We start from the raw sequence: 24,157 nt of genomic DNA, 5'->3' as shown, positions 1-24,157 counted from the left end.
GGAGCTGCTGGACCGTCCCGTTTCTGACTTCGCTGTTGATCGTCTCCGGAGCCCGCCCCAACACCTGGGCAATATCGCGATTCGAGTACTTTTCCTTCTTCAGGACCGCGATCTGGCAGCGCTCGGCGTAGGAAAGGTGTTTTCCCTTGCGGGATTCTGTGTTAAGATGGGTTTGTGTCACGTGAATTCATCCTTGTCTATTGAGAGTTAGTGGTAACCTCAATATACCAGAAATTCACGTGGCGTTTTTTCTTTGGCGGTGGCTAGCTTCATTATAAAATCTGCCATGGACAAAGTGATTTTCGATGTCCGCTTCAAAAAAGAAGCGAATGAACTAACCATTGAAGACGCTGGAAGTTCAGGATTAGATAAAGTGGAATTTTATGTGTCAACCAACCCAGGGGAACCGTTGAAGCCATTGGCAAAAGTTGCCTCTGGTGGAGAGTTGTCCCGCATGATGCTGGCCATGAAGACGGTGTTTTCGAAAAATCAAGGCATCACCAGCATTATTTTTGATGAGGTGGATACAGGTGTCAGCGGGAGAGTCGCCCAAGCCATCGCCGAAAAGATTCATTCGATTGCGGCGCATTCGCAAGTGTTATGTATCACGCATTTGCCGCAAGTAGCCGCGACGGCGGACAATCATTTTTATATTTCCAAAAAAGTTGAAGATGAACGGACAACGACCAGTGTGTCCATATTGGAAGAAGAAGAAAAAGTCGAAGAAGTCGCACGAATGTTGGCAGGAACTGAAATCACACCACTCACCATCGAAACCGCCAAAGAATTGCGGAAAATAGCACACAAACAAAAGTAAAAAAGCGATGTGCGTTCCATTTATGGAAGGGCACATCGCTTTTGATTGCATGTTTAAAGAATTGCTGGCAACAGGGACAGGAGCACGGAACCAATCATAGTGATAAGCATGGCCCAGATAACTATCTTGGACAGTTTGCTGCTTGCCGAAGATTTTTTCTTGTTGTTTTTTTCCATTTAATCCTTCACCTGCTTTCTTCCCAGTTTTCCTTAATAGTGTACACTAAATGTTTGAAGAAAAAAAGACTTCTCCCGTGACCTTTTTTTGAACATCCTGGTTGAAACTTTGATTCCTCACTCAATATCTGTATAGGTTCTCCATTTAAAAGAAGAGCAATATCTGGTAGGATAATAGAGGACAAGACAAACACTGTAATTGGAAGGGGACAAACAAATGAGTAAACAACAAATCGGCGTTATTGGTATGGCCGTCATGGGACGGAACCTGGCGTTGAACATTGAAAGTAGAGGCTATTCTGTTTCCATCTACAACCGCACGACTTCCAAAACGGAAGCGGTAGTTGAAGAAAACCCAGATAAAAAACTAGTACCGACTTATTCTATTGAAGAATTTGTCGATTCGCTTGAAAAACCACGCAGAATCATGTTGATGGTTCAAGCTGGCAGAGGAACAGATGCGGTCATCCAACAATTACTCCCGCACCTGGAAAAAGGCGACGTCTTGATTGACGGCGGGAACACCTTCTTCAAAGACACCATGCGCCGCAGTGATGAATTGGCTGAATCCGGCATCAACTTCATCGGAACTGGTGTATCGGGCGGGGAAGAGGGCGCTTTGAAAGGCCCATCCATCATGCCGGGCGGACAAAAAGAAGCCTACGACTTGGTGGCGCCAATTTTAGAGAAAATTGCAGCAAAAGCCCCTGAAGACGGAGATCCGTGCGTCACTTACATTGGTCCAAACGGAGCCGGACACTATGTCAAAATGGTCCATAACGGAATCGAATACGGCGACATGCAATTGATTTCTGAAGCGTATCACTTGCTGCGCGATGTGGTGGGCCTATCCATCGAAGAAACAGCTGAAGTGTTCCAAGAATGGAATACCGGTGAATTGGACAGCTTCTTGATTGAAATCACTGCAGATATCTTGACGAAACAAGACCCTGAAACCGGCAAACCGATGGTGGACATCATCATGGACCGCGCTGGAAACAAAGGAACCGGAAAATGGACCTCCCAAAGTGCATTGGATTTGGGCATTCCGCTTCCGTTGATCACAGAATCTGTTTTTGCACGTTTCATCTCTGCTTTAAAAGAAGAACGTGTGGAAGCCAGCAAGGTATTGCCAAAACCGGCAGCTTACTCATATGATGGAGACAAAAAAGAGTTGGTTGAAAAAATCCGCCAAGCACTTTACTTCAGCAAAATCATGAGTTACGCTCAAGGCTTCGCTCAGATGCGTACAGCAAGCGAAGAATATGACTGGAACCTCCAGTACGGCGAAATTGCGAAAATCTTCCGTGCAGGCTGCATTATCCGTGCCGGTTTCTTGCAAAAGATTACCGATGCGTATGACCGCAACCCTGAGTTGAAGAACTTGTTGTTGGACGAGTACTTCATCGACATAACGAAGAACTACCAAGACGCTGTTCGTGAATTAGTCGGTCTTGCGGTACAGGCAGGCGTGCCGGTTCCGGCATTTTCATCTGCTATCGCTTACTACGACTCCTACCGTTCCGAGCGTCTGCCGGCTTTCATCGTACAAGCTCAACGTGACTACTTCGGTGCGCATACGTATGAACGAGTCGACAAAGAAGGGACATACCACTTCGATTGGTACGGAAACGAAGGGGAAGCCAAACTGGATTAATTCCATAAAGAAGACTGAGCCGGAGCTCCGGCTCTTTTTTCATGTTCATCAGTCATCACTTGCTTCCATCGAGAAGCATGTTTTCTTATGTTTCCATAAACAATGTGCGTGTGGTAGACTAATGATATGAAAATGAGAGAATTTTAAAGATACAAAAACAAAGAAGAGAATAGAAGAGGCAGGGATTGCTGAATGACTAAAGTATTGATTATAGAAGATGAAAAAAACTTAGCACGTTTCGTAGAACTGGAATTGACGCACGAAGGGTTTGAGACGGAAGTTCGTTTTAACGGACGCACTGGTTTGGAAGCTGCCGTAGCCGAAGATGCAGAGTGGGACGTTATCTTGTTGGACTTGATGCTTCCTGAATTGAACGGAATTGAAGTATGCCGCCGTGTCCGTCAGGTGAGCAATGTGCCGATTATTATGATGACTGCACGAGATTCTGTGATTGACCGTGTGTCGGGATTGGATCACGGAGCAGATGACTATATTGTCAAGCCTTTTGCGATTGAGGAATTGTTGGCACGTATGCGGGCTTTGTTGCGCCGCATTGAAATCGAGAACGAAGAAAACTCCCGCAAACAAACCACTATTACGTTTAAAGACTTGACGGTAGAAAAAGAAAACCGCATCGTTCGACGGAATGATGAAGTCATCGAATTGACCAAACGTGAATACGAACTTTTGGTGGAATTGATGGAAAACGTCAACGTGGTTCTTTCCCGTGAAGTTCTTCTTCAACGCGTATGGGGATATGAATCGGAAGTGGAAACGAATGTTGTGGACGTGTATATCCGATATTTGAGAAACAAAATTGATGTTCCAGGGGAAGACAGCTATATCCAGACTGTACGTGGAACAGGGTATGTGATGCGAAATTGAGAGAAAAACAGACTCCAAAAGATGAGTCGAAGAAAGAACGAAGACGCGTCTCGCTAAAATGGAAATGGACCATAGGGGCGGCCGGAGCGATTTTTTTGACGTATACATTGTTTGCGTCCTTACTTTATTTTGGTTTTCGGCAGATCTTTTTGGAAAATGAAACCCAAAATGTAAGGGACATGACGGTTGAAATTACGGAAAGGTTGATGCTGAACTCGGCTTCACTGACATCTGCAGATGTGGAACAGGTGCTCTCTCCAGAAACAAGTGTGCCGCCCGATGTGTTTTATGGAAATGTTCCGGTGGGGGAAACCAATCCTTATCCTGACTCATTGTTTTCGCAGATCAGCGAGGAAGGGGTTGCGGTGAAGGTCTATGATGAGGAAAATCATTTGGTTTATGAATCGGCACCAAGCGATCTTCCGTTCTCTCCCTCTGAACGTTTCCGCATCGAAACAGTGGAAGGTACAGACGGACTATCACTGGCAGCTACTGCTCCTGTATATTCGACTATGGCCAATCAATTGATTGGCTATGTTTATGTGACAGATGGATTGGTAGGATTCCACCAACTGGTTCAACGGATCTTCCTCGCCACAATCATCACCGGAATTTTGGCATTGGCGCTCAGTGCAGTACTCGGTTATGTGTTGGCTGCCAATTTCTTGAAACCTATCCGAAAAATCACAGATGGGATGAAGGCAATTCGCAAAGACCCTGAGTCGCGCGAACGGATCGAACACAAAGGCGGAAACGACGAGCTAACGGATTTGACCAATGCCTATAACGACATGTTGGATCGGATGCAACGGAATATCGAACAGCAAAAACAATTTGTGGAAGACGTGTCCCATGAGTTGCGCACTCCCGTAGCAGTGGTAGAAGGGCATTTGAAACTGTTGAACCGGTGGGGGAAAGACGATCCGGAAATATTGGACGAGTCCCTTGGAGCATCCCTTCAAGAAATTGAACGGATGAAGAACCTGGTTCAAGAGATGTTGGACCTTTCCCGTGCAGAACAGGTGGAAATTCATTACAAGAACGAACGCACACCGGTAAAAGAGGTGGTGCAGCAAACCTACAACAACTTCAAGATGCTGCGTCCAGATTTTGTATTTATATTGGATGATGACATCGATGATGATATCTTCGTCAATATTTACCGCAATCATTTAGAACAGATTTTGGTTATCTTGATGGATAATGCGGTCAAATATTCAACAGACAGAAAAGAAGTGCACATTTCTGTGGCTCTTGAGCAAGACCGTGTAGAACTGGCTGTGCAAGATTACGGCGAAGGGATGTCGGAAGAAGACACCGAAAAAATCTTCAACCGATTCTATCGTGTCGATAAAGCACGCAGCCGTCATAAAGGAGGCAACGGGTTAGGCTTAGCTATCGCCCGCGAGCTCATTCAAGGATATGGCGGGAAGATTTGGGCAGAAAGTGTGTTGAACCACGGCTCCATTTTCCGAGTGGTCCTGCCGGTGTTAAAAGAACCTGCTGATCAAGAAGAAATTCAAGAACCTGAATGATAAAGACAAAAAAACAGCTCACTTATCTGGTTGGATAAGCGAGCTGTTTTTTTATTGTTTATTTATTGCGTCGTTGTTTGCCTTCGTTTCTTCGGTTTCCTTTACGTGTTTCAAATGTGCTTTGAGCACGTGGGTTTTTCTTTTGGGAAGAAGGTGTAGCGGCAGCTTTTTTAACAGCTTTTTTCTTCCGTTTGCGGGTGATGTTTTTATCACCATGTTTTTCTTTTACTTCTGCTTCAATTCTCGGTTTGACAAAGCGGTTGGTGATGTACGATTGAATGACCGCAATGACTCCGCCGGCCAACCAGTACAAGGACAAACCAGCGGGTCCGTTGATAGAGAAGAAGAGAATCATCAACGGGCTCATGAACATCATGGAGCGGGATTGTTTGCGTTGTTCTTCCGGCATTCCTTTCATCATGACCAATGACTGCAAGAAGTAAACGCCGGCAGCCAAGATAGCCAACAGGATGCTGCTTTCACCCAGCGAAATGCCAAGGAACGTTGCACTGGCAATGTCTTCCGAAAGATTGATAGCTTGGAACAAAGCCGTGAAAATCGGCAGCTGAATCAACAAAGGAAGACAGCCGAGTCCACCCATTAAGTTGATGTCATTTTCTCGGTAAACTTCCATCAATTCCGCTTGCAGCTCTTGTTGTTCTTCTGGAGAGGAAGCGGCTTTCATCTCTGCTTGAATTTCTTCTGTTACTGGCTTGACTGCACTCATTTTCACTTGTTGGGCAGTCGCTTTCTTTTGTTGGTTCAAGCTGAGCGGCAAAATGATGATGCGAACGATAATGGTGATGGCAATAATCGCCAAACCATAGTTTCCACCGAAGAGTTCCGCCAGCCAAACAATGAACTGCTGGGTTGGGATCACCAAATATTCATAGATGAACCCTTCCGGATTTCCTGACTGGTCGTATTGCATACACCCGGACAAAAATACCATTAGACTCATGAGAAGTCCTGTTAAAAGGAACTTTTTATTTCGATTTTTCATGCTTCACTATCCTTTATATAGTCTTATATGAACGCGTTATATAAAACGCCATATTTCACTATACAGGACTAGAAAGCTTTTTTCAATTACTCACCGAAAAATTCGCATAATCTTCAATACTAGGATCTTCTTCAACCACTAGCTGATCGATGCGGGCGCTTGGACTCGGAGATTGACGGATAGCATGGATGAATTGCTCGATTTTTTCTTCAGGGCCGACCGCTTCAATATAAACGGAGCCATCCATTTCATTCCGGACAATGCCTGCAACGCCGATAGAGTCAGCTGCCTGTTTGGTGGAATACCTGAACCCCACACCTTGAACATGGCCGGTTACCATCATCTTAATCTTTTTGTGTTCTTCTTCAGTAGCGCCTTTGTTTTTGTACTCAAAAGGAGCAAGTTCTTGTGAAGAAGAGGTGTTTTTTCCAAGTAAACGTTCAAAAAAAGAAACCATTGTGTCGCCTCCGTTCATTCATTGGTGTCTATCTACTATAATTAGTGTACATTTTTTCTCATCTGGACTCCATTAATACGTACATTTCGTTGAAGAGCAATTTCGTGTATAATAGGTTGGAATTCAAGAAGAATAGGAGAATTGTTTCATGGCTAGAACGAAAAAGAGAGGAAGACCCAAAAAGAAAAAAGGTCTTTCGTTGGAATGGATGGGCATCTTATTTATCATGCTCAGTTTTTTTGCCATCACACGTTTCGGCTTTGTCGGCCGGCTCGCGGCAAATGTCTATCGATTTTTTGTGGGGGATACATACCTGGTGGCAGCTGTCACTGCTTTGTTTTACGGCATGTACCTTCTATTTAAAGGAAAAGAACCTAAGCTTGGAAATAAAAAAGTGGTCGGTTTGAGTTTAGTGTATGTGAGTGTACTGATCTGGATGCATGCACGCTTGTTTGGGCCGATTATGAATCCTGAGTTGAATGTTTTGTCAGCAACTTGGCGATTCTTTTTTACAGATTTGTTGACGGATGCCACCGGGCAGGCGTTAGGTGGAGGCATGATTGGAGCTCTCTTATACAGCGCCAGTCATTTCTTGTTCTCCCAAATCGGAACCTACATCATTGCCAGTTTGGTGGCAATCACAGGGATTCTTTTAGTGACGAATGTCTCTTTTCAACAATTGCTCCGGAATATCGATGCTGTCCTCATGCAGTTTTTTGACAGCGTCGCCGCTTCTGTAAAGCAAATGGGATCCTCTTTAAAGCAAAGTTTGACGGTGGAGAAGAAACCGAAAAAGCGAACGGTTGGTTCGAAGAAAAAAGAAAAAGCGGCTACACCGATTGTGGTGGCCCAACAGGATACTGGAGAAGAGCCGGACACTGTGTCTGAGCCGCCAAAAGAAAAGAAAAAAATTACCATCGATACTTTCCAGAAGAACGACCAGGCAACTGCTGCTCTCCCAACCAGAGAAGAACATGCACCTGAGGACAAACAAGAAGAGGCAGAGGTTGATTTTGAAATTACTGCCGAAGAGGAAAATGAGGATTACCAGTTGCCGCCTGTGAATTTGTTGGATAAACGAAAACCGGTGGACCAGTCAGCCGAATATTCCGTCATTGAAAACAATGTTCAAAAACTGGAGGAAACATTTGAAAGTTTCGGCGTGGACGCCAAAGTGACGAAAGCCAATCTCGGTCCGGCTGTCACCAAATATGAAATCCAACCCGCAACAGGGGTTAAAGTCAGCAAGGTGGTCAGTTTGATAGACGATATCGCCTTATCTTTAGCAGCAAAAGACATCCGGATGGAAGCGCCGATTCCAGGCAAGTCTTTGATCGGGATAGAAGTGCCGAACACTCAAACAAGTATGGTCTCTTTCCGTGATGTCATCGAGGGACAGACGAAAAACAGGGAGAAGTTGTTGGAAGTTCCTCTGGGGCGCGGCATCTCTGGGAATGTGGTCATGGCTGATTTGGCGAAAATGCCGCACGCGTTGATTGCAGGAGCAACCGGAAGCGGGAAATCTGTGTGTATCAACGGCATTGTCATCAGCTTATTGATGAAAGCCAAACCCAATGAAGTAAAATTGATGATGATTGACCCTAAAATGGTTGAGTTGAATGTATACAACGGCATCCCTCATCTGTTGACGCCGGTTGTAACAAACCCGAAAAAAGCAGCGCAGGCATTGAACAAAGTTGTGCAGGAGATGGAAAGAAGGTACGAACTTTTTGCAGCTTCGGGAACCAGAAATATGGCCGGGTACAACGCACATATTAAAAAGCACAATGAAGAAACCGGGGAATCCCTGCCGACTCTGCCGTATATCGTTGTTATTGTCGATGAGTTGGCTGACTTGATGATGGTAGCCAGCAATGATGTGGAAGATGCCATCATCCGCCTGGCACAGATGGCTCGTGCAGCTGGAATCCACATGATCTTGGCAACACAGCGGCCAAGTGTGGATGTCATCACCGGAATTATCAAAGCAAACGTCCCTTCCCGTATCGCTTTTTCTGTATCCAGCGGAACAGATTCACGAACAATTTTGGACAGCGTAGGAGCCGAGAAGTTACTTGGGCGCGGGGACATGCTCTACCAACCGATGGGGCAAAACAAACCGACCCGTGTGCAGGGAGCTTTCCTTTCCGACGAAGAGGTGGAAGCGGTCGTATCATTTGTTAAAGAACAACAAGAAGCCAATTATGTCGAAGAAATGATTCCGAAAGACGAACCGCAAACGTCGCCGGCAGAGGCGGAAGACGAGCTGTTTGAAGATGCGGTGAACCTGGTGGTAGAAATGCAGACAGCCAGTATCTCTTTACTGCAGCGCCGGTTTAGAATTGGATACAACCGGGCGGCACGCATCATCGACGAGATGGAAATGAGGGGAATCGTCGGTCCATCCGAAGGAAGCAAACCCCGGGTGGTCAACCTTCAAAAACAAGAAGAACCGGAAGATTAAAGATTCATTAGAAGTCGAATAATTTCGATGAAAAACGGTTTCAAAAATCGGAAATCTCCTTTCTTTTTATAAACGAGAGTGGTAGTATATTCATGAGGATGGATTGGGCAGACCGGTTCATACTACACAATTTATTTGGGGGTTTTTTTAATGAAAAGAAAGAATCTTAAAGCACTCATCGCCTTAGGATTTGCATCCACATTTGTCTTGGCAGCTTGTGGCGGCGGAGCAAGTGACGAGACAGCGGATACTTCTGGAGGGAATACAGACACTTCAGGTGGTTCTTCTGCTGAAGACTTCTCTATCGTTATGGTTACGGACATCGGCGGAGTAGATGACCGGTCATTCAACCAATCTGCATGGGAAGGTATGCAGGCTTGGGGTGAAGAACACGGGAAAGAACAAGGCACGGATGGGTATGCGTACATACAATCCGACGACGATTCCCAAATCACTACGAACTTGAACACGGCTGTTCAAAGTAACTTTGATTTGATTTACGGAATTGGGTTCAAATTGCGACCTGCAATGGCAGAACTTGCTGAACAAAATCCTGATCAAAACTTTGTTCTCATTGACGACGTGATTGAATCTGACAACGTGGCATCTGTTCTATTTAAGGACCACGAAGCTGCGTTCCTTGCTGGTGTAGCAGCTGGAGAAACCACTGAAACAGACCGCGTCGGCTTTGTTGGCGGTGAAAAAAGTGCAGTTATCGACCGCTTTGAAGCCGGTTTTGTTGCTGGTGTAGAAGCTGCTAACCCTGATGCTACTGTTGACGTCCAATATGCTGGCTCATTCGGAGATGCAGCAATGGGTAAACAGTTGGCAGCCGGTATGTACGGTAACGGTGCAGACATTATCTTCCACGCTTCCGGAGACACAGGAAACGGCGTCTTCTCTGAAGCAATTGACCGCATGAACGCTGGATCCGACACTCAATTGTGGGTAATCGGTGTAGACCGTGACCAACAAGAACTAGGAAACTACAGCGGCGGAAACTTGACATTGACTTCTACTTTGAAAGGCGTTGGAACAGCCGTTCATGACATTGCCAATCAAACAATGGAAGGCAACTTCCCAGGCGGACAAGTGACAAACTACGGTTTGGCTGAAGGTGGGGTTGGTTTGACAGAAGGAAACTTGTCTGACGATGTGAAAACATCTATTGATGAATACAGACAACAAATCATCGACGGTGAAATCACTGTTCCTGAAACACCTGGCGAATAATTAAACGTATACCTTGTTCCTCACGTATCTTCACAATTTGTGAAGGAACTGAAAGAGACCGGGGATTGCTCTCCGGTCTCTCTTAATATAACAAGTAATTTTTTTGCCTTCAGCCCGAAAAAGTGTGAAAATGATTTAGAAAAGGAGTGACGAAAAGTGTCTCAAAGGGAAACGGTCATTGAAATGCGTGGCATCACCAAGCAATTTGGTGATTTTAAGGCGAATGACAACATTAATTTGTCTGTTCAAAAAGGAGAAATTCATGCCCTTCTAGGCGAAAACGGTGCTGGAAAGTCTACTTTGATGAATGTTCTTTCCGGTATTTTGGAGCCGACATCAGGTGAAATTTATGTAAATGGAAAAAAAGCAGAAATTGACTCCCCCAATAAAGCCAATCAATTAGGAATTGGAATGGTTCACCAACATTTTATGCTCGTAGATGATTTCACCGTAACGGAAAATATCATCTTAGGCAGCGAAAAAACAAAAGCAGGTGTGATTGACGCCAAGGCTGCCCGAAAAGAAATCCAAGAACTTTCTGATCGGTATGGCTTGATGGTCGATCCTTCGGCACGGGTCGAAGATATATCCGTAGGGATGCAGCAGCGCGCAGAGATTTTGAAGGTTTTGTACCGCGGTGCGGATATCTTGATTTTTGACGAACCGACAGCAGTATTGACACCGCAAGAAATCGATGAGTTGATCAATATCATGCATTCCCTTACAAAAGAAGGGAAATCGATTATATTGATTACCCACAAATTGGATGAAATCAAGCGAGTGGCTGACCGTTGTACGGTTATCCGCAGAGGGAAAAGTATCGGTACGGTCAACGTAGAGGCTACCTCTCAACAAGAGCTGGCCAACATGATGGTCGGTCGTGCGGTTACTTTCAAAGTAGACAAAAAACCGGCTACACCAAAGGAAACGATTCTATCCATCCAAGATTTAGTGGTAAAAGACAACCGCAAACTTGACGCTGTCAAAGGATTAAACTTGGAAGTTAAAGCCGGTGAAGTTGTCGGAATAGCAGGAATCGATGGAAACGGACAATCGGAATTGATCGAAGCGATTTCTGGTCTTCGCCCAGTGGAGAGCGGAAAAATCATTCTTGAAGGCAAAGAGATTCAAAATAAAAAACCAAGAGAAATCACAGAATCTGGATTCGGACACATCCCGGAAGACCGTCACCGTGTCGGCCTTGTACTTCCGATGTCTGTGAAAGAAAACATTGTCCTCCAGACTTATTACCAGGAACCGTTCAGCAAGAATGGAATCTTGAATGATAAGGCAATCGAAGAATACTCTGCGAAATTGGTGGAAGAATTTGATGTTCGGACACAGAGCATCGCCAACCCTGTTGCGTCACTTTCTGGAGGAAACCAGCAAAAAGCCATCATTGCAAGAGAAGTGGACAGGGATCCATCCTTCTTGATAGCGGCACAACCCACTCGTGGATTGGACGTAGGAGCAATTGAATACATCCACAGCCGATTGGTTGAGCAACGCGACAAAGGACGTGCGGTCTTGCTGGTCAGCTTCGAATTAGACGAAATTATGAATGTGTCGGACCGGATTGCGGTTATGTATGAAGGGAAGATTGTCGGAATTGTCCGCCCAGAAGAAACGAACGAAGAAGAGCTGGGACTCTTGATGGCTGGTTCTTCGCTTGAAAAAGCACGGGCAGCGACTCAATCTCCGGACGGAAAGGAGAAGAGATAGATGGACAATAACAAACGCAAAACTTTAAATAACTTAACTGTGCCCCTTCTCTCAGTTTTGTTAGGGTTTTTAATCGCTGGATTTTTGATGCTGGCATTTGGGCAAAATCCTTTAGATGGGTACCGAGCGTTGTTCAACGGCTCATTTGGAAGTCCGTTTTATATCGGAGAAACTTTGAGACAAACGGCACCGTTGATTATGACAGCGTTAGGGTTTGCAGTAGCGAATATTGCCGGTTTCTTTAATATCGGTATTGCAGGTCAAGCGTTGTTAGGCTGGATTTGTTCGGTGTGGTTTGCATTGAGCTTCCCAGACTTGCCTGGATTTCTACTGCTGCCTTTGAGTATGCTTGCAGGAGTTGCGGCAGGAGCACTTTGGGCAGGAATCGCCGGTTTCTTAAGAGCTTACTTCGGGACGAGCGAAGTTATCGTAACCATCATGTTGAACTATGTCGCACTTGATGGCGGGAACTACTTGATTCGGAATGTCATCACTGATTCACGGGATGCTTCTGAACGGATTCCGGAAGCTGCTAATCTGCGGATGGAATGGTTGACAGAACTCACACAAAACTCCACACTTCATTCAGGTATCTTTATCGCACTTATTATGGCTGTAATAATGTGGGTCCTGTTAAGAAAAACCACACTTGGATTTGAAATCCGATCAGTTGGGATGAACCCAAACGCAGCAAAATATGCTGGAATGAGTGCTGAACGAACCATCATCATATCCATGTTGCTCAGTGGAGCGTTGGCTGGTATGGGTGGAGCGATGGAAGGTTTAGGAAACTTCCGGAACATCTTTGTTCAAGGAGCGGTGCCATCATTAGGGTTTGATGGTTTGGCCGTAGCTTTGTTAGGATTGAGCAATCCGTTCGGTATTGTATTGGCTTCTCTATTGTTTGGAGCATTGAAGATCGGTGGAACCAGCATGCCGTTGGCTACCGGTATTCCAATTGAAATTGTAGACATCATCATCGCATTGATCATCTTCTTTGTCGGTGCAAACTATGTCATCCGCTTCTTCATTGATCGCAGATCCAGACAAACAGCAGGTCCGGCAGAAGGACATGCTGCTGATCAAGCGAGCGGAACAACCGAAACCTTAACGGGTACCGGTGAAAAATCATCATCAGAAGACGAGGTGAATCACTAATGGACGTCATGGCAGTTTTACAAAACGTCATCTCCTCTGCTTTGATTTATTCCGCACCCTTGATTTTGACTGCTTTGGGCGGAACCTTTTCTGAACGAAGCGGGGTAGTCAACGTTGGGTTGGAAGGTATCATGGTTATGGGAGCATTTTCTTCTATCGTCTTCAACTTGACATTCGCAGAGCAGTTAGGGGGCGCCACTCCTTGGATTGGAATGTTGCTCGGTGGAGCGATTGGTTTGATCTTTTCTCTCTTCCACGCAGTAGCAACCATCAACTGGAGAGCAGACCACATTATTTCAGGTACGGTAGTCAACCTGTTGGCACCTGCATTGGCAGTCTTTTTGACAAACGTCCTTTACGGAGCACGCCAATCAACCTTTATTTCTCAAAGTTTTGGGTTCCACACATTTCCTTTGTTGTCACGGATCCCAATCATCGGACCGATTTTCTTCAGAAACACGTCACTTCCTGCATATGTAGGAATTTTGATTGCTGTTATCTGCTGGTTCGTTATCTTTAAGACGAAATTCGGACTGCGTTTGCGTTCGGTAGGGGAGCATCCACATGCTGCTGAAACACTCGGAGTGAACGTATACTTGATGAAATACGCAGGTGTATTGTTATCCGGGTTCTTAGGCGGAATGGGCGGTGCCATCCAAGCCCAGGCAATCGCCATCAACTTTTCATCCAACACTATCGCCGGACAAGGGTTTATGGCGATGGCGGCGATGATTTTTGGTAAATGGAACCCGCTTGGTGCAATGGGAGCCGCTATCTTCTTCGGTTTTGCACAAAGTTTGTCGGTTACCGGGAACTACATCCCGCTTATCCGCGACATCCCATCAGTTTGGTTGCAAGTTGCGCCTTACATCATCACAATCTTGGCTTTGGTATTCGTGATTGGTCAATCGCGCGGACCTGCAGCAAACGGGAAAACATACATCAAATCAAAATAAACCAACTGTTCTATCATGCAACAGGGAAGCGACCAACTTTCCTGTTGCATTTTTTTGTCTGCGTGGCGCGCTTTCTTTTTTCAGAAAGATACTATAAGATGATAAAATAGACGATTAGGAACAGGAGAGGATTCAAGCATGGCGGTAAAACTGACCGATGGCGTCACGCTGCATGTGTTGCCTACAAAGAAATTCAAAACCGTGCGCATCAAAATCAAATTAAAAGCGCCGCTCCGAGAAGACAACAGCACTTCACGGACGTTACTGGCAAGTTTGTTGGAAACGAACAGCCAAAAATACCCCACTCAAACAGCGATGAGAAGTGAGTTGTCTCGATTATATGGAGCATCTTTTTATACAGATGTCACAAAAAAAGGAACAGCGCATATTTTGACACTTGATTTGAACGTGGTGAACGACAAGTTTTTGTCTGAATCAGACAGCGTATTGAACCAATCCGTTGCATTTTTGGAAGAAGTGTTGTTCCGTCCAAACGTTCAAGAGGGGGCTTTCCATGAGGAAACATTCAACCGGGAAAGAGAAAATTTAAGAGATGAATATTCCTCTTACTATGACGACAAACAGTTGTATGCGGCGCTTGCGCTTCAAGAACTGTATTTTGACGACCCGGCCCAACAAATTCCGAGCAGGGGAAGGGAAGAGGATTTAGAAAAAATCACTCCTCGTTCGCTGTACATGGACTACCAAAAAATGTTGCAGGAAGATATCGTCGAAATTTTAGTCGTTGGAGATGTGACGGAAGACGAGCTGGCCAAGGCATTTCGAATATTTTCTTTTTCTCCGCGAAAAGAGGCAGGTTCACAGGTGTTTTATGCCGGAAAACAAGGAATGGATAAAAAAGAAAAGACAGAAATCCATCCTGTGGCTCAAGCGAAATTGAATTTGGCATACGACACAGGTGTGTACTACCACGCTGAAAACTACTATGCCGGTCAAGTATTTAATGGATTGTTCGGCGGGTATCCGCATTCCAAATTGTTCACGAATGTGCGCGAAAAAGAAAGCCTAGCGTATTATGCATCCAGTTTTATGGACACGTTCAGAGGGACAATGACCGTTGAAACGGGAATTGAAGGAATGGATGCTCCCAAAGTCGAACGAATCATTGCTCAGCAATTAGAAGAGATGCAAAACGGATTGTTTGAAGAGGAAGCCTTTTTGCAAACTAAAGAAATGTTGAAAAACGGCTTATACCAATCGGAAGACAGCCCGGGCGGTTACTTGGAGCGTGTTTATGCCAACATAATTGCTAAAGGCAGTATTATCCCGCTCGATGAATGGATTGAAAAAATTGATCGAGTAACCAAAGCGGATGTTCAGGATGTAGCTCAAAACATCTCGCTTAAAGCACGTTTCTTATTGAAAGGGGAGAGCGATTGATGGAAATAAAAAGATACGAGCAGTTGGATGAAGTACTGTATACCGACAAGCTGGAAAACGGCCTGACCATCAAACTTCTTCCTAAAAAAGGATTTCATAAAACTTTTGCCTTGTTCAGTACGGATTACGGTTCAATCGATAATGAGTTCATACCACTGGGAGAAAATGCGCAAATCCGCGTGCCGGATGGGATTGCTCATTTTTTGGAACATAAATTATTTGAAAAAGAAGAAGGCGATGTGTTCCAAGTTTTTGGAAAATACGGAGCCTCTGCCAATGCCTTTACAAGTTTTTCAAAAACAGCGTATTTATTTTCCAGCACAAACCGCGTCAAAGACAATCTGGAGACTCTGTTGGATTTTGTTCAAGAACCGTATTTCACAGACAAAACAGTGGAAAAAGAAAAAGGAATCATTGCACAGGAGATCCGGATGTACGATGACAGCCCGGATTGGCGGCTGTTGTTTGGTCTGCTGGAAAATTTATATCCCAACCATCCTGCCAATACGGATATTGCAGGGACCGTTGACAGTATCCAGCAGATCACTTCAGAATTGTTGTATACATGCTACCGGACATTCTATCATCCAGGAAATATGACGTTGACAGTGATTGGAAATATCGATCCCGAGGAAGTACACGGCTGGATTCAAGCCAACCAATCGAAAAAAGAATTTCCGCCATTCACTGCCATTCAACGCTTTTTGCCGGGAACAGAACTGGAAAACGTTGAACCATTCCGCTCAATTGAAATGCCGGTTAACCGTCCGAAAGCAATCGTAGGAATTAAAGGAACCCGTCCTCACAAAGAAGATGCATCTGACTTGCGGTTCCGAATTGGAATGGATCTATTGTTGAAAATGTTGTTTGGCCCGACGTCAGCCAACTACTTAAAATTGTATGACTCAGGTTTGATCGACGACAGTTTTTCTTATGAATTCAGTTATGAGCGTTCATTTGATTTTCTCAGTGTAGGAGGAGACACAAAAGATCCAGACGGGTTGACGGATGTGCTGAAAGAAATTTTGTTGAGTGCGAAAAACAGCCCTGAAATGACAGAAGAGAACTTTGAGCTGGTCAAAAAACGCAGCATCGGACAAATGTTACAAGCGATGAATTCGATTGAGTATCTTGCCCATCAGTTTATTGAGGCAGACTATGGAGAAGCGAACGTGTTTGATATTGTTCCGATCATGGAAGACATCACATTGGAAGAGTTGCAAGAACTGGCCGATTGCTATATGAAAGCGCCGGTGCTGTCTGCGTTCCATATCTTGCCCCGAGGTGAAGACCAGTGAAGGCAGCATTGATTATGGGCGCGAGTGGAGACATAGGGTCAGCTGTGGCCCGGCTGTTGGCTGAAGAGGGGTGGTCACTTTATCTACATGCTTATTCACGCTTGGATACCGTCGAAGAAATGAGAGAAGAATTTCAAACCCGTTACCCTCGGCAGGACTTTTTTTCTCTGCAAATGGATATGAACGACGAAACACAGGTCATGCCCTTCATAAAGCAACTCTTTTCGTTGGATGCGGTGGTATTTGCAAGCGGATATACACACTATGGTCTGCTTGAAGAAATCACATCAGAAGACATGGACCGGCTGTGGCAGGTTCATGTGAAAACCCCGGTCTTGCTTCTCCAGCAACTGCAGTCCAAATTGGCGCAGTCGCAGAGCGGACGAGTCGTGTTCATCAGTTCGGTATACGGCGAAATAGGAAGCCCGTTAGAAGTCATGTACAGCACAGTTAAAGGCGCTCAATTGGCGTTTGTGAAAGCCTACAGCAAAGAAGTGGCCAGCATGGGCATTACAGTGAATGCTGTCTCTCCGGGAGCGATTGACACCAAAATGAATCGTTTTCTTTCTCCAGATGAACACGATTCACTGACTTCCGTTATTCCATTAGGACGTATGGGGACAGCTGAAGAAGCAGGAATATGGGTGAAACACTTATTGTCAAAAGACAGCGGCTACGTGACCGGTCAGTCCATTATTGTGAGTGGTGGTTGGCTGACGTAAAGGATAAACAGTCACTATTCGTTGTAAACAAATTATCAGGCCCACTATACGCAAGGGTTGAATTGTGGTATAATTCTTATGATATGGTTTTTTACTCGTAACAATGAGAACGGGCAGGTGACAAGATGAACGAAGTAGGCGAGAAGCTTAAAGAAGCACGAAAAGAAAAAGGTTATACACTGGACGATTTGCAACAAATTACAAAGATTCAAAAGCGGTATCTGGTTGCGATTGAAGAAGGTAATTTGGATTCTTTGCCAGGGAATTTTTATGCGCGTGCGTTCATTAAGCAGTATGCCGATACAGTGGGGTTGGATGGCGACAAGTTACTGGAAGAATATACAGACTACATTCCCAGCCCGAATGATAGAAATTACACAAAAAAAATTGCGACCACTCAAACCCGGTCCCGCAGTAAACAAAATGATTGGTTGACAAATGCGCAAGAGAATTTGCCGGTTATATTGATTATTGTCTTGGTGTTAGCTATCATCATCGCCATTTATGCGGCAATTGTCCAGAACGATTCCGGCTCAAACGAAGCCAGAATTGTCGAGAATGGAACCAACAGTGTTCAAATCGCGACCAATGCGGACATTCAAAACCAACAAGAAGAAACAGACACAGCTGCTGAAGAAGATACATCGGAAGAAACGAAAGATACTTCTAAAGAAGCAGATGAAGAAGAAACTGCAGCAGAACAAACTGTCGAAGTGGAAGAAGCATCGCAGAACACAGCTACTTTTGCCGTGTCTGGAAGCATGGAAGAAGAACACACATTGACATTGAGGGCTGAAAACGATGCTTCTTGGGTCAGTGTAGAAGCAGATGGTACGGTGTTGGATCAAGGAACCATCGAATCGGGAGGTTCCATGGAAGTAACCCTTCCTGCAGGTACGGAGAGTGCCTTTGTGGTGGTGGGGAATGCTCCGGAGACAACGTTGGAGTTGAATGGAGAAGAGTTTTCCACACCGTCTGAAACCGATGCGATTTCCCAACGGTTGACGATTCAATTTTCAGAATAAAAGGACAACACAGCAGTATTTGGAGCTGGGTTAGTCAATAAACCTAGAGAGAAAAGGCTGTTCAACTTGAACACTGAAATCAGTTTGAATAGCGGAGGAGGATGGAAGGGTGAACTTACCGAACAAACTGACAGTTTTGAGAATTGTCATGATTCCCGTGTTCATGGCTGTAGTTCTGATTCCTTTTGAATGGGGAAGCATAGAAGCGTTGGACTCGGAGATTAATGTGCGCCTCCTTGTTGGAGCAATTATTTTTGCAGTTGCCAGTATAACGGACTGGCTGGATGGTGTTATCGCACGTAAATATGGGTTGGTAACCAACTTTGGGAAGTTTGCGGATCCTTTAGCGGACAAAATGTTGGTGATGACCGCTTTTATTGTTTTGGTAGGACTGAATTTGGCTCCTTCCTGGGTGATTGCCATTATTGTCTGCCGAGAGTTGGCTGTAACGGGTTTGCGCCTGATTCTGGTGGAGCAGGGCGGCGAAGTGATGGCTGCTGCTTGGCCGGGAAAAATCAAGACCAACACGCAAATGTGGGCAATTATTTTACTGTTGATAGATAATTATCCATTTGCATGGACAGGCATCCCTGTAGCGACTATTATGTTGTATGTATGTTTGTTCTTCACCTTTTATTCAGGTGTAGATTACTTCTACAAGAGCCGTCATATTTTCAGAGATTCATTTTAAGCCAACCACACAAACAAGCTTGGATTTCGTTGAAACAAAAAACGGAATCCAAGTTTTTGTTTTACCCAAAAGACGATATTGAAACAGCGTCCTCTTCGTTTTGCAGGAAGGGGATGTGGTAAACTGTGGGTAACAAAAAAATGGGAACGAGTTCAAAATGCGTATCTTAATGGTGGAGGGAAAGAAATGAAAGCTGAAATCATTTCAGTAGGATCAAAATTATTGAGAGGCCAAATAGCAAATGTGGATGCCGAGTTTTTGTCCCGGCAGTTGACGGCTTTAGGGATGATAGTGGAGCAATGCACTATGATTGGCCACGACTCCGAAAAATTAAAAGAAGCAGTCCGTAAAGCAGAAGAGCGGGCGGAGTTGATTGTGGTTTCCGGAGGTTTGGGCCCGTCGGACGACGACATTACAAAAACTGCCCTTTCTGAATACTTGGAAGTGCCGTTAGTGTTGGACCGGGAAACTGAAGACAGAATTATCACGTATCATAAAAATTCGGATTTTACGATGCCCGAGAACAATCAACTTCAAGCATTGGTTTTTCAAGGTTCTGTACCGTTGCAGAACGTCACAGGCCTTGCAGCAGGGATGTTTTACCAAACAGACAACCATGCGTATCTCTTGGTTCCAGGCCCCTTTGATGAACTGAAACCGATGTTTGAGAAAGAAATTCGTCCGCTGCTGATTGACCGATTAGTGGAGGAAAACGCAGTAGCGTCACGTACGTTGCGCTTTTATGGGTTGACTGAAGCGCAGATGAACAAAGAGCTGGAAGACATTGTACAAGAAAACGAAAACCCTGTGCTGATCGTTCTCCCAGAAGGAGAGGAAATGACCGCCGAATTGACTGCAAGAGCAGAAACAGAAGATGCAGCTGAACAACTACTTCAAAAAGCGGAGGACACGATTCGACAACGCATCGGTGACTTTTTCTTCGGATATGGCCAGGAGACGTTATTTGAAGTAGTGAAAGAATTGTTGAAGGAAAAAAACTTGACGATTACTGCAGCGGAAAGCTTAACAGGCGGCGCTTTTTTGAGCGCTCTCTCAAGTGAATTGGAAGCTGGAATGATTTTTGAAGGAGGGGTTGTCACTTATAGCTCAGAGATGAAGAATCAAGTGCTTGGAGTTCCTAAAGAAACCATCGAAACGTATGGAGTGGTCAGTGCGCAGTGTGCTGTTGAAATGGCAGAAAAAGCCAGGGAAATGTTTCAAGCGGATATCGGGGTCTCCTTGACAGGGGCGGCGGGTCCTTCTTCTTTGGAAGGTCAGATTCCCGGCACCGTTTGGATTGGGTTGGCAGAAAAAGGACAGGAAACCTTTGCGAAGCACTACCATTTTGCTTATAAACGCAACAAAAACCGACGACAAGCTGTGATGTCCGCCATGCAACTGGTACATGCCGTGTTGAAGGATGAAGAAATCGAGGACAAAGTACTGATGGATCATGAAGCAGGCTAGAACAAATAAAACAGCTGTTTACGGCAGACAGATATAAGAATTTATAGAACGAATAAGGGTTCAAAATAAGACTTTCCTAACTAAAATAAAGCGAACTTTTGTTCGTTTTGTTCTTGCTTTTTCAAGCTAAAAAAGCTACTATTAGTATGAAGCTTGAAAGAGACGCAGCGGTACTGAGACGAGATAGATATCTAGGAGGAACAAGATTTATGGCAGATGAACGTGCAAAAGCGCTGGAAGCAGCGATGAAAAAAATCGAAAAAAACTATGGAAAAGGCTCCATCATGAAAATGGGTGAGCAGCTTGATGCGCAAGTGGCGACCGTTCCAAGTGGTTCCCTTGCACTGGATGTGGCATTAGGTGTCGGTGGATACCCAAGAGGCCGGATTATTGAAGTATACGGACCGGAAAGTTCCGGTAAAACCACCGTTGCCCTTCACGCTATTGCGTCTGTTCAAAAAAATGGCGGTACAGCTGCTTTTATTGATGCAGAGCATGCATTGGATCCAAAATATGCCCAAGCACTGGGAGTCAATATTGACGAACTATTGTTGTCACAGCCGGATACAGGCGAACAAGGATTGGAAATTGCGGATGCGCTGGTTTCCAGTGGCGCGATAGATATCGTTGTAGTGGACTCTGTTGCTGCTTTGACTCCAAGAGCGGAAATTGAAGGCGAAATGGGAGATTCTCACATGGGTCTTCAAGCACGCCTGATGTCCCAAGCATTGCGTAAACTTTCTGGATCCATCAATAAAACGAAGACAATTGCGATTTTCATTAACCAAATCCGGGAGAAAATCGGTATCATTTTCGGTAACCCAGAAACCACTCCAGGTGGACGTGCGTTGAAGTTCTACTCTACTGTCCGGATGGAAGTAAGAAGAGCAGAAAGCATTAAACAGGGTACTGAAATCATGGGAAACCGTACAAAAATCAAAGTAGTAAAAAACAAAGTTGCACCTCCGTTTAGAACAGCAGAAATAGACATCATGTATGGACAAGGGATCTCCCAAGTCGGTGAACTAGTGGACATGGCGGCTGAGAAAGACATCATCACCAAAGCCGGTTCATGGTACTCCTATGGCGAAGAACGAATCGGCCAAGGAAGAGAAAATGCCAAACAATACTTCGAGGAGCATCCGGAATTCCGTAACGAGATTGAACGGAAGGTTCGCGTGGCTTACGGTATTGAAGAGCCGAGCGCTGAAGAAACAGCTGCTGAATCCCAATCGGAAGATGCAGCTCAAGAAGAATTGGAAATTTAACATCGGTTCAATAGTGAAAAAATCGGAAGAAGAGGTTTCGTCCTCTCATCCGATTTTTTTATTGTGTCAAATAACTGCAATTTTATTGTCACATTTTGTGTCTGGAGGGCAATTGTGGTTGACAGAACTCGTTTGGAGCTTTAAAATTGGGATATCGCTTGCTGTATACTATGAAAGTGGTTTACGGCAAGAAATTAAAGAGTTAGTTGATTGATCGAACAGCTTGAAAACTAGGTATTCGTTGGTTGGGTAAAGGAATACTTTAGTTGTATGATTACAGATATAGTATCTGTTGAAAAAAAGAATAATGATACGGAGGTGAACAAATGGATTTTATTTCAATAGCCTTCGCTATCGTTACTTTATTGATCGGTTTAATTGCAGGTTTTTTCATCAGTAAATCCAACTATGAAAAACGATTGACTGATTCAAGGAATACAGCTGAAAAAATTGTTGAAGAAGCGAACAAAGAAGCTGAAACCTTAAAAAAGGAAGCGTTGTTGGAGGCAAAAGAAGAAATCCATGCTTATCGTACCGAAGTTGAGGCTGAGCTCAAAGAAAGACGTGCAGAAGTCAGCCGTCAAGAAAACCGCCTTGATCAACGGGAAGATAATTTGGACCAAAAGAGTCAAACCCTGGATAAGAGAGAATCAACCCTTCAATCCAAGGAAGACCGCTTAAGTGCACGACAGAAAAGAGTGGAAGAACTCGAGCAAAAAGCGGAAGACTTGGTTGAACAACAGCAAAAAATGTTGGAGAGAATTGCGGAGATGACCCGCGATGAAGCACGACAAAAACTGCTGGAAGAGACCGAACAAGAGTTGGCTCATGAAACAGCTGTCTTGGTCAAACAGTACGAAGAGAACATGAAAAAAGACGCTGACCGGAAAGCGCGCAATTTAATTGTGCAAGCCATCCAGCGAAGCGCTGCAGACCAAGTATCAGAAGCAACTGTTTCAGTGGTGCACTTGCCGAATGACGATATGAAAGGCCGGATCATTGGACGAGAAGGCCGAAACATTCGAGCGTTGGAATCTTTGACGGGGATGGATTTGATTATCGATGACACCCCGGAAGCGGTCGTGTTGAGCGGATTCGACCCGGTTCGACGGGAAATCGCCAAAATGTCATTGGACAAGCTGATTCAAGATGGACGGATCCATCCGGGAAGAATCGAAGAAGTAGTGGAAAAATCCCGGAAAGAAATGGACGACCGTATCCGTGAAATCGGAGAAGAAGCCATCTTTGAATTGGGCATTCACTCGCTCCATCCAGATTTGATTAAAATTCTCGGACGCCTGCACTTCCGTACCAGCTACGGACAAAATGTATTGCAGCATTCCATTGAAGTTGCCAAAATGGCTGGAATATTGGCAGCCGAATTGGGTGAAGATGTGACGTTGGCCAAACGTGCCGGATTGTTACACGATATCGGGAAAGCATTGGACAGCGAAGTGGAAGGTTCCCACGTAGAAATTGGCGCAGAAATCGCCATGAGATACAAAGAGCCAGAAACGGTCATCGATACGATAGCATCCCACCACGGAGATGTTCCTGCGAAGACAGTCATTGCTGTGATTGTGGAAGCGGCAGACACCATTTCTTCAGCCCGTCCAGGTGCGCGCAGCGAGTCTTTGGAGCATTACCTGCGTAGATTGGAAGCCTTGGAGTCTATCTCTAATAGTTTCTCTGGTGTAAAACAAAGTTACGCCATCCAAGCGGGAAGAGAGATTCGGATTGTGGTCAAACCAGAAGAAATCGATGACGCTGCAGCAACGAAGCTTGCGAGAGACGTTCGTAAAAAGATTGAAAATGAAATGGATTATCCAGGCCATATTAAAGTAACGGTTATACGCGAAACGAGAGCAATTGAATACGCGAAGTAAACATGTATTATCAGAACTGAAACAACCAATTTTCCGGGTTCTATGTCAAATAGTGTTGGTGAGCCTATTGAGAGGTCAAAGTGAATTCGTCACTTTGACCTCTTTTTTTCATTAAGCTACTTCTTCGTCTTCGAATGTCAACGGCCTTGGTTGGTGACGGGACACCGTTAATTTGTAACTGATCAAAATTCTGGCCCGTAAGTTGTAAAAGTTCCGGTACCCATACCCCGATCGTTTGATATTTTTGATTTTATTATTCATTCCTTCAATCGCTCCATTTGACAGGGTATACGTGAACGCATGCCGAATGGATTCGCGGTAGGTTTCCATTGTTTG

At 44.8% G+C, this 24,157-nt stretch carries 21 protein-coding genes and 1 pseudogene; 17 read left to right on the top strand and 5 right to left on the bottom strand.

Annotated elements, in window-relative coordinates:
* Positions 1-181, bottom strand: a 181-nt coding sequence (locus G470_RS0105985) for a helix-turn-helix domain-containing protein (RefSeq protein ID WP_028274041.1), incomplete at its 3' end; no start/stop codon positions are given.
* 105 nt (positions 182-286) lie between these two features.
* Here G470_RS0105985 and G470_RS0105980 point away from each other — a divergent pair.
* Positions 287-817 (top strand): annotated as a pseudogene (locus G470_RS0105980) (DNA repair protein RecN); the annotation flags it as partial.
* 53 nt (positions 818-870) lie between these two features.
* Here G470_RS0105980 and G470_RS14075 read toward each other — a convergent pair.
* Positions 871-993: a DUF4044 domain-containing protein gene (locus tag G470_RS14075; RefSeq protein WP_084172109.1), complete on the bottom strand. Its 123-nt coding sequence runs from the start codon at positions 991-993 to the stop codon at positions 871-873.
* A gap of 217 nt (positions 994-1,210) precedes the next feature.
* Between G470_RS14075 and gndA the strand changes: the two genes are divergently transcribed.
* From gndA to G470_RS12855, 3 genes are all read left to right on the top strand, one after another.
* Positions 1,211-2,650 carry an NADP-dependent phosphogluconate dehydrogenase gene (gndA, locus tag G470_RS0105970; RefSeq protein WP_028274039.1) on the top strand — a complete coding sequence of 480 codons (1,440 nt, stop codon included), beginning with the start codon at positions 1,211-1,213 and terminating at the stop codon, positions 2,648-2,650.
* Positions 2,651-2,842: 192 nt separating this feature from the next.
* Entirely contained in the window at positions 2,843-3,535 is a 693-nt protein-coding gene (locus G470_RS0105965) for a response regulator transcription factor (RefSeq protein WP_028274038.1), read from the top strand.
* Positions 3,532-5,070, top strand: a complete 1,539-nt coding sequence (locus G470_RS12855; RefSeq protein WP_035445186.1) for a HAMP domain-containing sensor histidine kinase — start codon at positions 3,532-3,534, stop codon at positions 5,068-5,070. The genes G470_RS0105965 and G470_RS12855 overlap by 4 nt, the downstream gene beginning before the upstream one ends.
* Positions 5,071-5,128: 58 nt before the next feature.
* Here the strand turns inward: G470_RS12855 and yidC are convergent, their stop codons facing one another.
* Positions 5,129-6,031: a membrane protein insertase YidC gene (gene yidC, locus G470_RS0105955; RefSeq protein ID WP_169720327.1), complete on the bottom strand. Its 903-nt coding sequence runs from the start codon at positions 6,029-6,031 to the stop codon at positions 5,129-5,131.
* A gap of 124 nt (positions 6,032-6,155) precedes the next feature.
* Positions 6,156-6,530: an acylphosphatase gene (locus G470_RS0105950; protein WP_084172108.1), complete on the bottom strand. Its 375-nt coding sequence runs from the start codon at positions 6,528-6,530 to the stop codon at positions 6,156-6,158.
* A gap of 148 nt (positions 6,531-6,678) precedes the next feature.
* Between G470_RS0105950 and G470_RS0105945 the strand changes: the two genes are divergently transcribed.
* From G470_RS0105945 to rny, 13 genes are all read left to right on the top strand, one after another.
* Positions 6,679-8,994 carry an FtsK/SpoIIIE family DNA translocase gene (locus G470_RS0105945; protein WP_028274035.1) on the top strand — a complete coding sequence of 772 codons (2,316 nt, stop codon included), beginning with the start codon at positions 6,679-6,681 and terminating at the stop codon, positions 8,992-8,994.
* A gap of 150 nt (positions 8,995-9,144) precedes the next feature.
* Complete coding sequence (locus tag G470_RS0105940) at positions 9,145-10,227, top strand: BMP family lipoprotein (protein WP_028274034.1); 1,083 nt, start codon at positions 9,145-9,147, stop codon at positions 10,225-10,227.
* A 183-nt stretch (positions 10,228-10,410) separates the two neighbouring features.
* Positions 10,411-11,949: an ABC transporter ATP-binding protein gene (locus G470_RS0105935; RefSeq protein ID WP_205617896.1), complete on the top strand. Its 1,539-nt coding sequence runs from the start codon at positions 10,411-10,413 to the stop codon at positions 11,947-11,949.
* Entirely contained in the window at positions 11,950-13,107 is a 1,158-nt protein-coding gene (locus G470_RS12850; protein ID WP_084172107.1) for an ABC transporter permease, read from the top strand.
* Positions 13,107-14,063, top strand: a complete 957-nt coding sequence (locus G470_RS0105925) for an ABC transporter permease (protein WP_028274032.1) — start codon at positions 13,107-13,109, stop codon at positions 14,061-14,063. Before G470_RS12850 ends, G470_RS0105925 begins: the two co-directional genes overlap by 1 nt.
* Positions 14,064-14,201: 138 nt before the next feature.
* A complete protein-coding gene (gene yfmF, locus G470_RS0105920; protein ID WP_028274031.1) occupies positions 14,202-15,464 on the top strand; it encodes an EF-P 5-aminopentanol modification-associated protein YfmF in 1,263 nt (420 codons plus the stop codon).
* A complete protein-coding gene (gene yfmH / locus G470_RS0105915) occupies positions 15,464-16,762 on the top strand; it encodes an EF-P 5-aminopentanol modification-associated protein YfmH (protein ID WP_028274030.1) in 1,299 nt (432 codons plus the stop codon). Before yfmF ends, yfmH begins: the two co-directional genes overlap by 1 nt.
* Positions 16,759-17,484: an elongation factor P 5-aminopentanone reductase gene (gene ymfI, locus G470_RS0105910; protein WP_028274029.1), complete on the top strand. Its 726-nt coding sequence runs from the start codon at positions 16,759-16,761 to the stop codon at positions 17,482-17,484. Before yfmH ends, ymfI begins: the two co-directional genes overlap by 4 nt.
* A 125-nt stretch (positions 17,485-17,609) precedes the next feature.
* Entirely contained in the window at positions 17,610-18,509 is a 900-nt protein-coding gene (locus G470_RS0105905) for a helix-turn-helix domain-containing protein (protein ID WP_028274028.1), read from the top strand.
* Between the two features lie 109 nt (positions 18,510-18,618).
* Complete coding sequence (gene pgsA / locus G470_RS0105900) at positions 18,619-19,200, top strand: CDP-diacylglycerol--glycerol-3-phosphate 3-phosphatidyltransferase (RefSeq protein WP_028274027.1); 582 nt, start codon at positions 18,619-18,621, stop codon at positions 19,198-19,200.
* 186 nt (positions 19,201-19,386) lie between these two features.
* On the top strand, positions 19,387-20,667 hold the full coding sequence (locus tag G470_RS0105895) for a competence/damage-inducible protein A (protein ID WP_028274026.1): 1,281 nt from the start codon (positions 19,387-19,389) through the stop codon (positions 20,665-20,667).
* Positions 20,668-20,876: 209 nt separating this feature from the next.
* Positions 20,877-21,935 (top strand): recombinase RecA, encoded by a 1,059-nt coding sequence (gene recA / locus G470_RS0105890; RefSeq protein ID WP_028274025.1) that lies wholly within the window; start codon positions 20,877-20,879, stop codon positions 21,933-21,935.
* 326 nt (positions 21,936-22,261) lie between these two features.
* A complete protein-coding gene (gene rny / locus G470_RS0105885) occupies positions 22,262-23,821 on the top strand; it encodes a ribonuclease Y (RefSeq protein ID WP_028274024.1) in 1,560 nt (519 codons plus the stop codon).
* A 111-nt stretch (positions 23,822-23,932) separates the two neighbouring features.
* Here rny and G470_RS12845 read toward each other — a convergent pair.
* On the bottom strand, positions 23,933-24,157 hold a 225-nt coding region (locus tag G470_RS12845), incomplete at its 5' end, for an ISL3 family transposase (RefSeq protein WP_035445185.1).

Origin of the sequence: Atopococcus tabaci DSM 17538, assembly GCF_000429585.1 — a bacterium.
GTDB lineage: Bacteria > Bacillota > Bacilli > Lactobacillales > Carnobacteriaceae_A > Atopococcus > Atopococcus tabaci.
This window is presented reverse-complemented; position numbering and strand designations above follow the sequence as displayed.

Bases quoted from the DNA above. Each gene is read 5' to 3' on its own strand.
- G470_RS14075 (WP_084172109.1), bottom strand. From the start codon at position 993: ATGGAAAAAAACAACAAGAAAAAATCTTCGGCAAGCAGCAAACTGTCC.
- gndA (WP_028274039.1), top strand. From the start codon at position 1,211: ATGAGTAAACAACAAATCGGCGTTATTGGTATGGCCGTCATGGGACGG.
- G470_RS0105965 (WP_028274038.1), top strand. From the start codon at position 2,843: ATGACTAAAGTATTGATTATAGAAGATGAAAAAAACTTAGCACGTTTC.
- yidC (WP_169720327.1), bottom strand. From the start codon at position 6,031: ATGAGTCTAATGGTATTTTTGTCCGGGTGTATGCAATACGACCAGTCA.
- G470_RS0105950 (WP_084172108.1), bottom strand. From the start codon at position 6,530: ATGGTTTCTTTTTTTGAACGTTTACTTGGAAAAAACACCTCTTCTTCA.
- G470_RS0105945 (WP_028274035.1), top strand. From the start codon at position 6,679: ATGGCTAGAACGAAAAAGAGAGGAAGACCCAAAAAGAAAAAAGGTCTT.
- G470_RS0105940 (WP_028274034.1), top strand. From the start codon at position 9,145: ATGAAAAGAAAGAATCTTAAAGCACTCATCGCCTTAGGATTTGCATCC.
- G470_RS0105935 (WP_205617896.1), top strand. From the start codon at position 10,411: ATGCGTGGCATCACCAAGCAATTTGGTGATTTTAAGGCGAATGACAAC.
- G470_RS12850 (WP_084172107.1), top strand. From the start codon at position 11,950: ATGGACAATAACAAACGCAAAACTTTAAATAACTTAACTGTGCCCCTT.
- G470_RS0105925 (WP_028274032.1), top strand. From the start codon at position 13,107: ATGGACGTCATGGCAGTTTTACAAAACGTCATCTCCTCTGCTTTGATT.
- yfmF (WP_028274031.1), top strand. From the start codon at position 14,202: ATGGCGGTAAAACTGACCGATGGCGTCACGCTGCATGTGTTGCCTACA.
- yfmH (WP_028274030.1), top strand. From the start codon at position 15,464: ATGGAAATAAAAAGATACGAGCAGTTGGATGAAGTACTGTATACCGAC.
- G470_RS0105905 (WP_028274028.1), top strand. From the start codon at position 17,610: ATGAACGAAGTAGGCGAGAAGCTTAAAGAAGCACGAAAAGAAAAAGGT.
- G470_RS0105895 (WP_028274026.1), top strand. From the start codon at position 19,387: ATGAAAGCTGAAATCATTTCAGTAGGATCAAAATTATTGAGAGGCCAA.
- recA (WP_028274025.1), top strand. From the start codon at position 20,877: ATGGCAGATGAACGTGCAAAAGCGCTGGAAGCAGCGATGAAAAAAATC.
- rny (WP_028274024.1), top strand. From the start codon at position 22,262: ATGGATTTTATTTCAATAGCCTTCGCTATCGTTACTTTATTGATCGGT.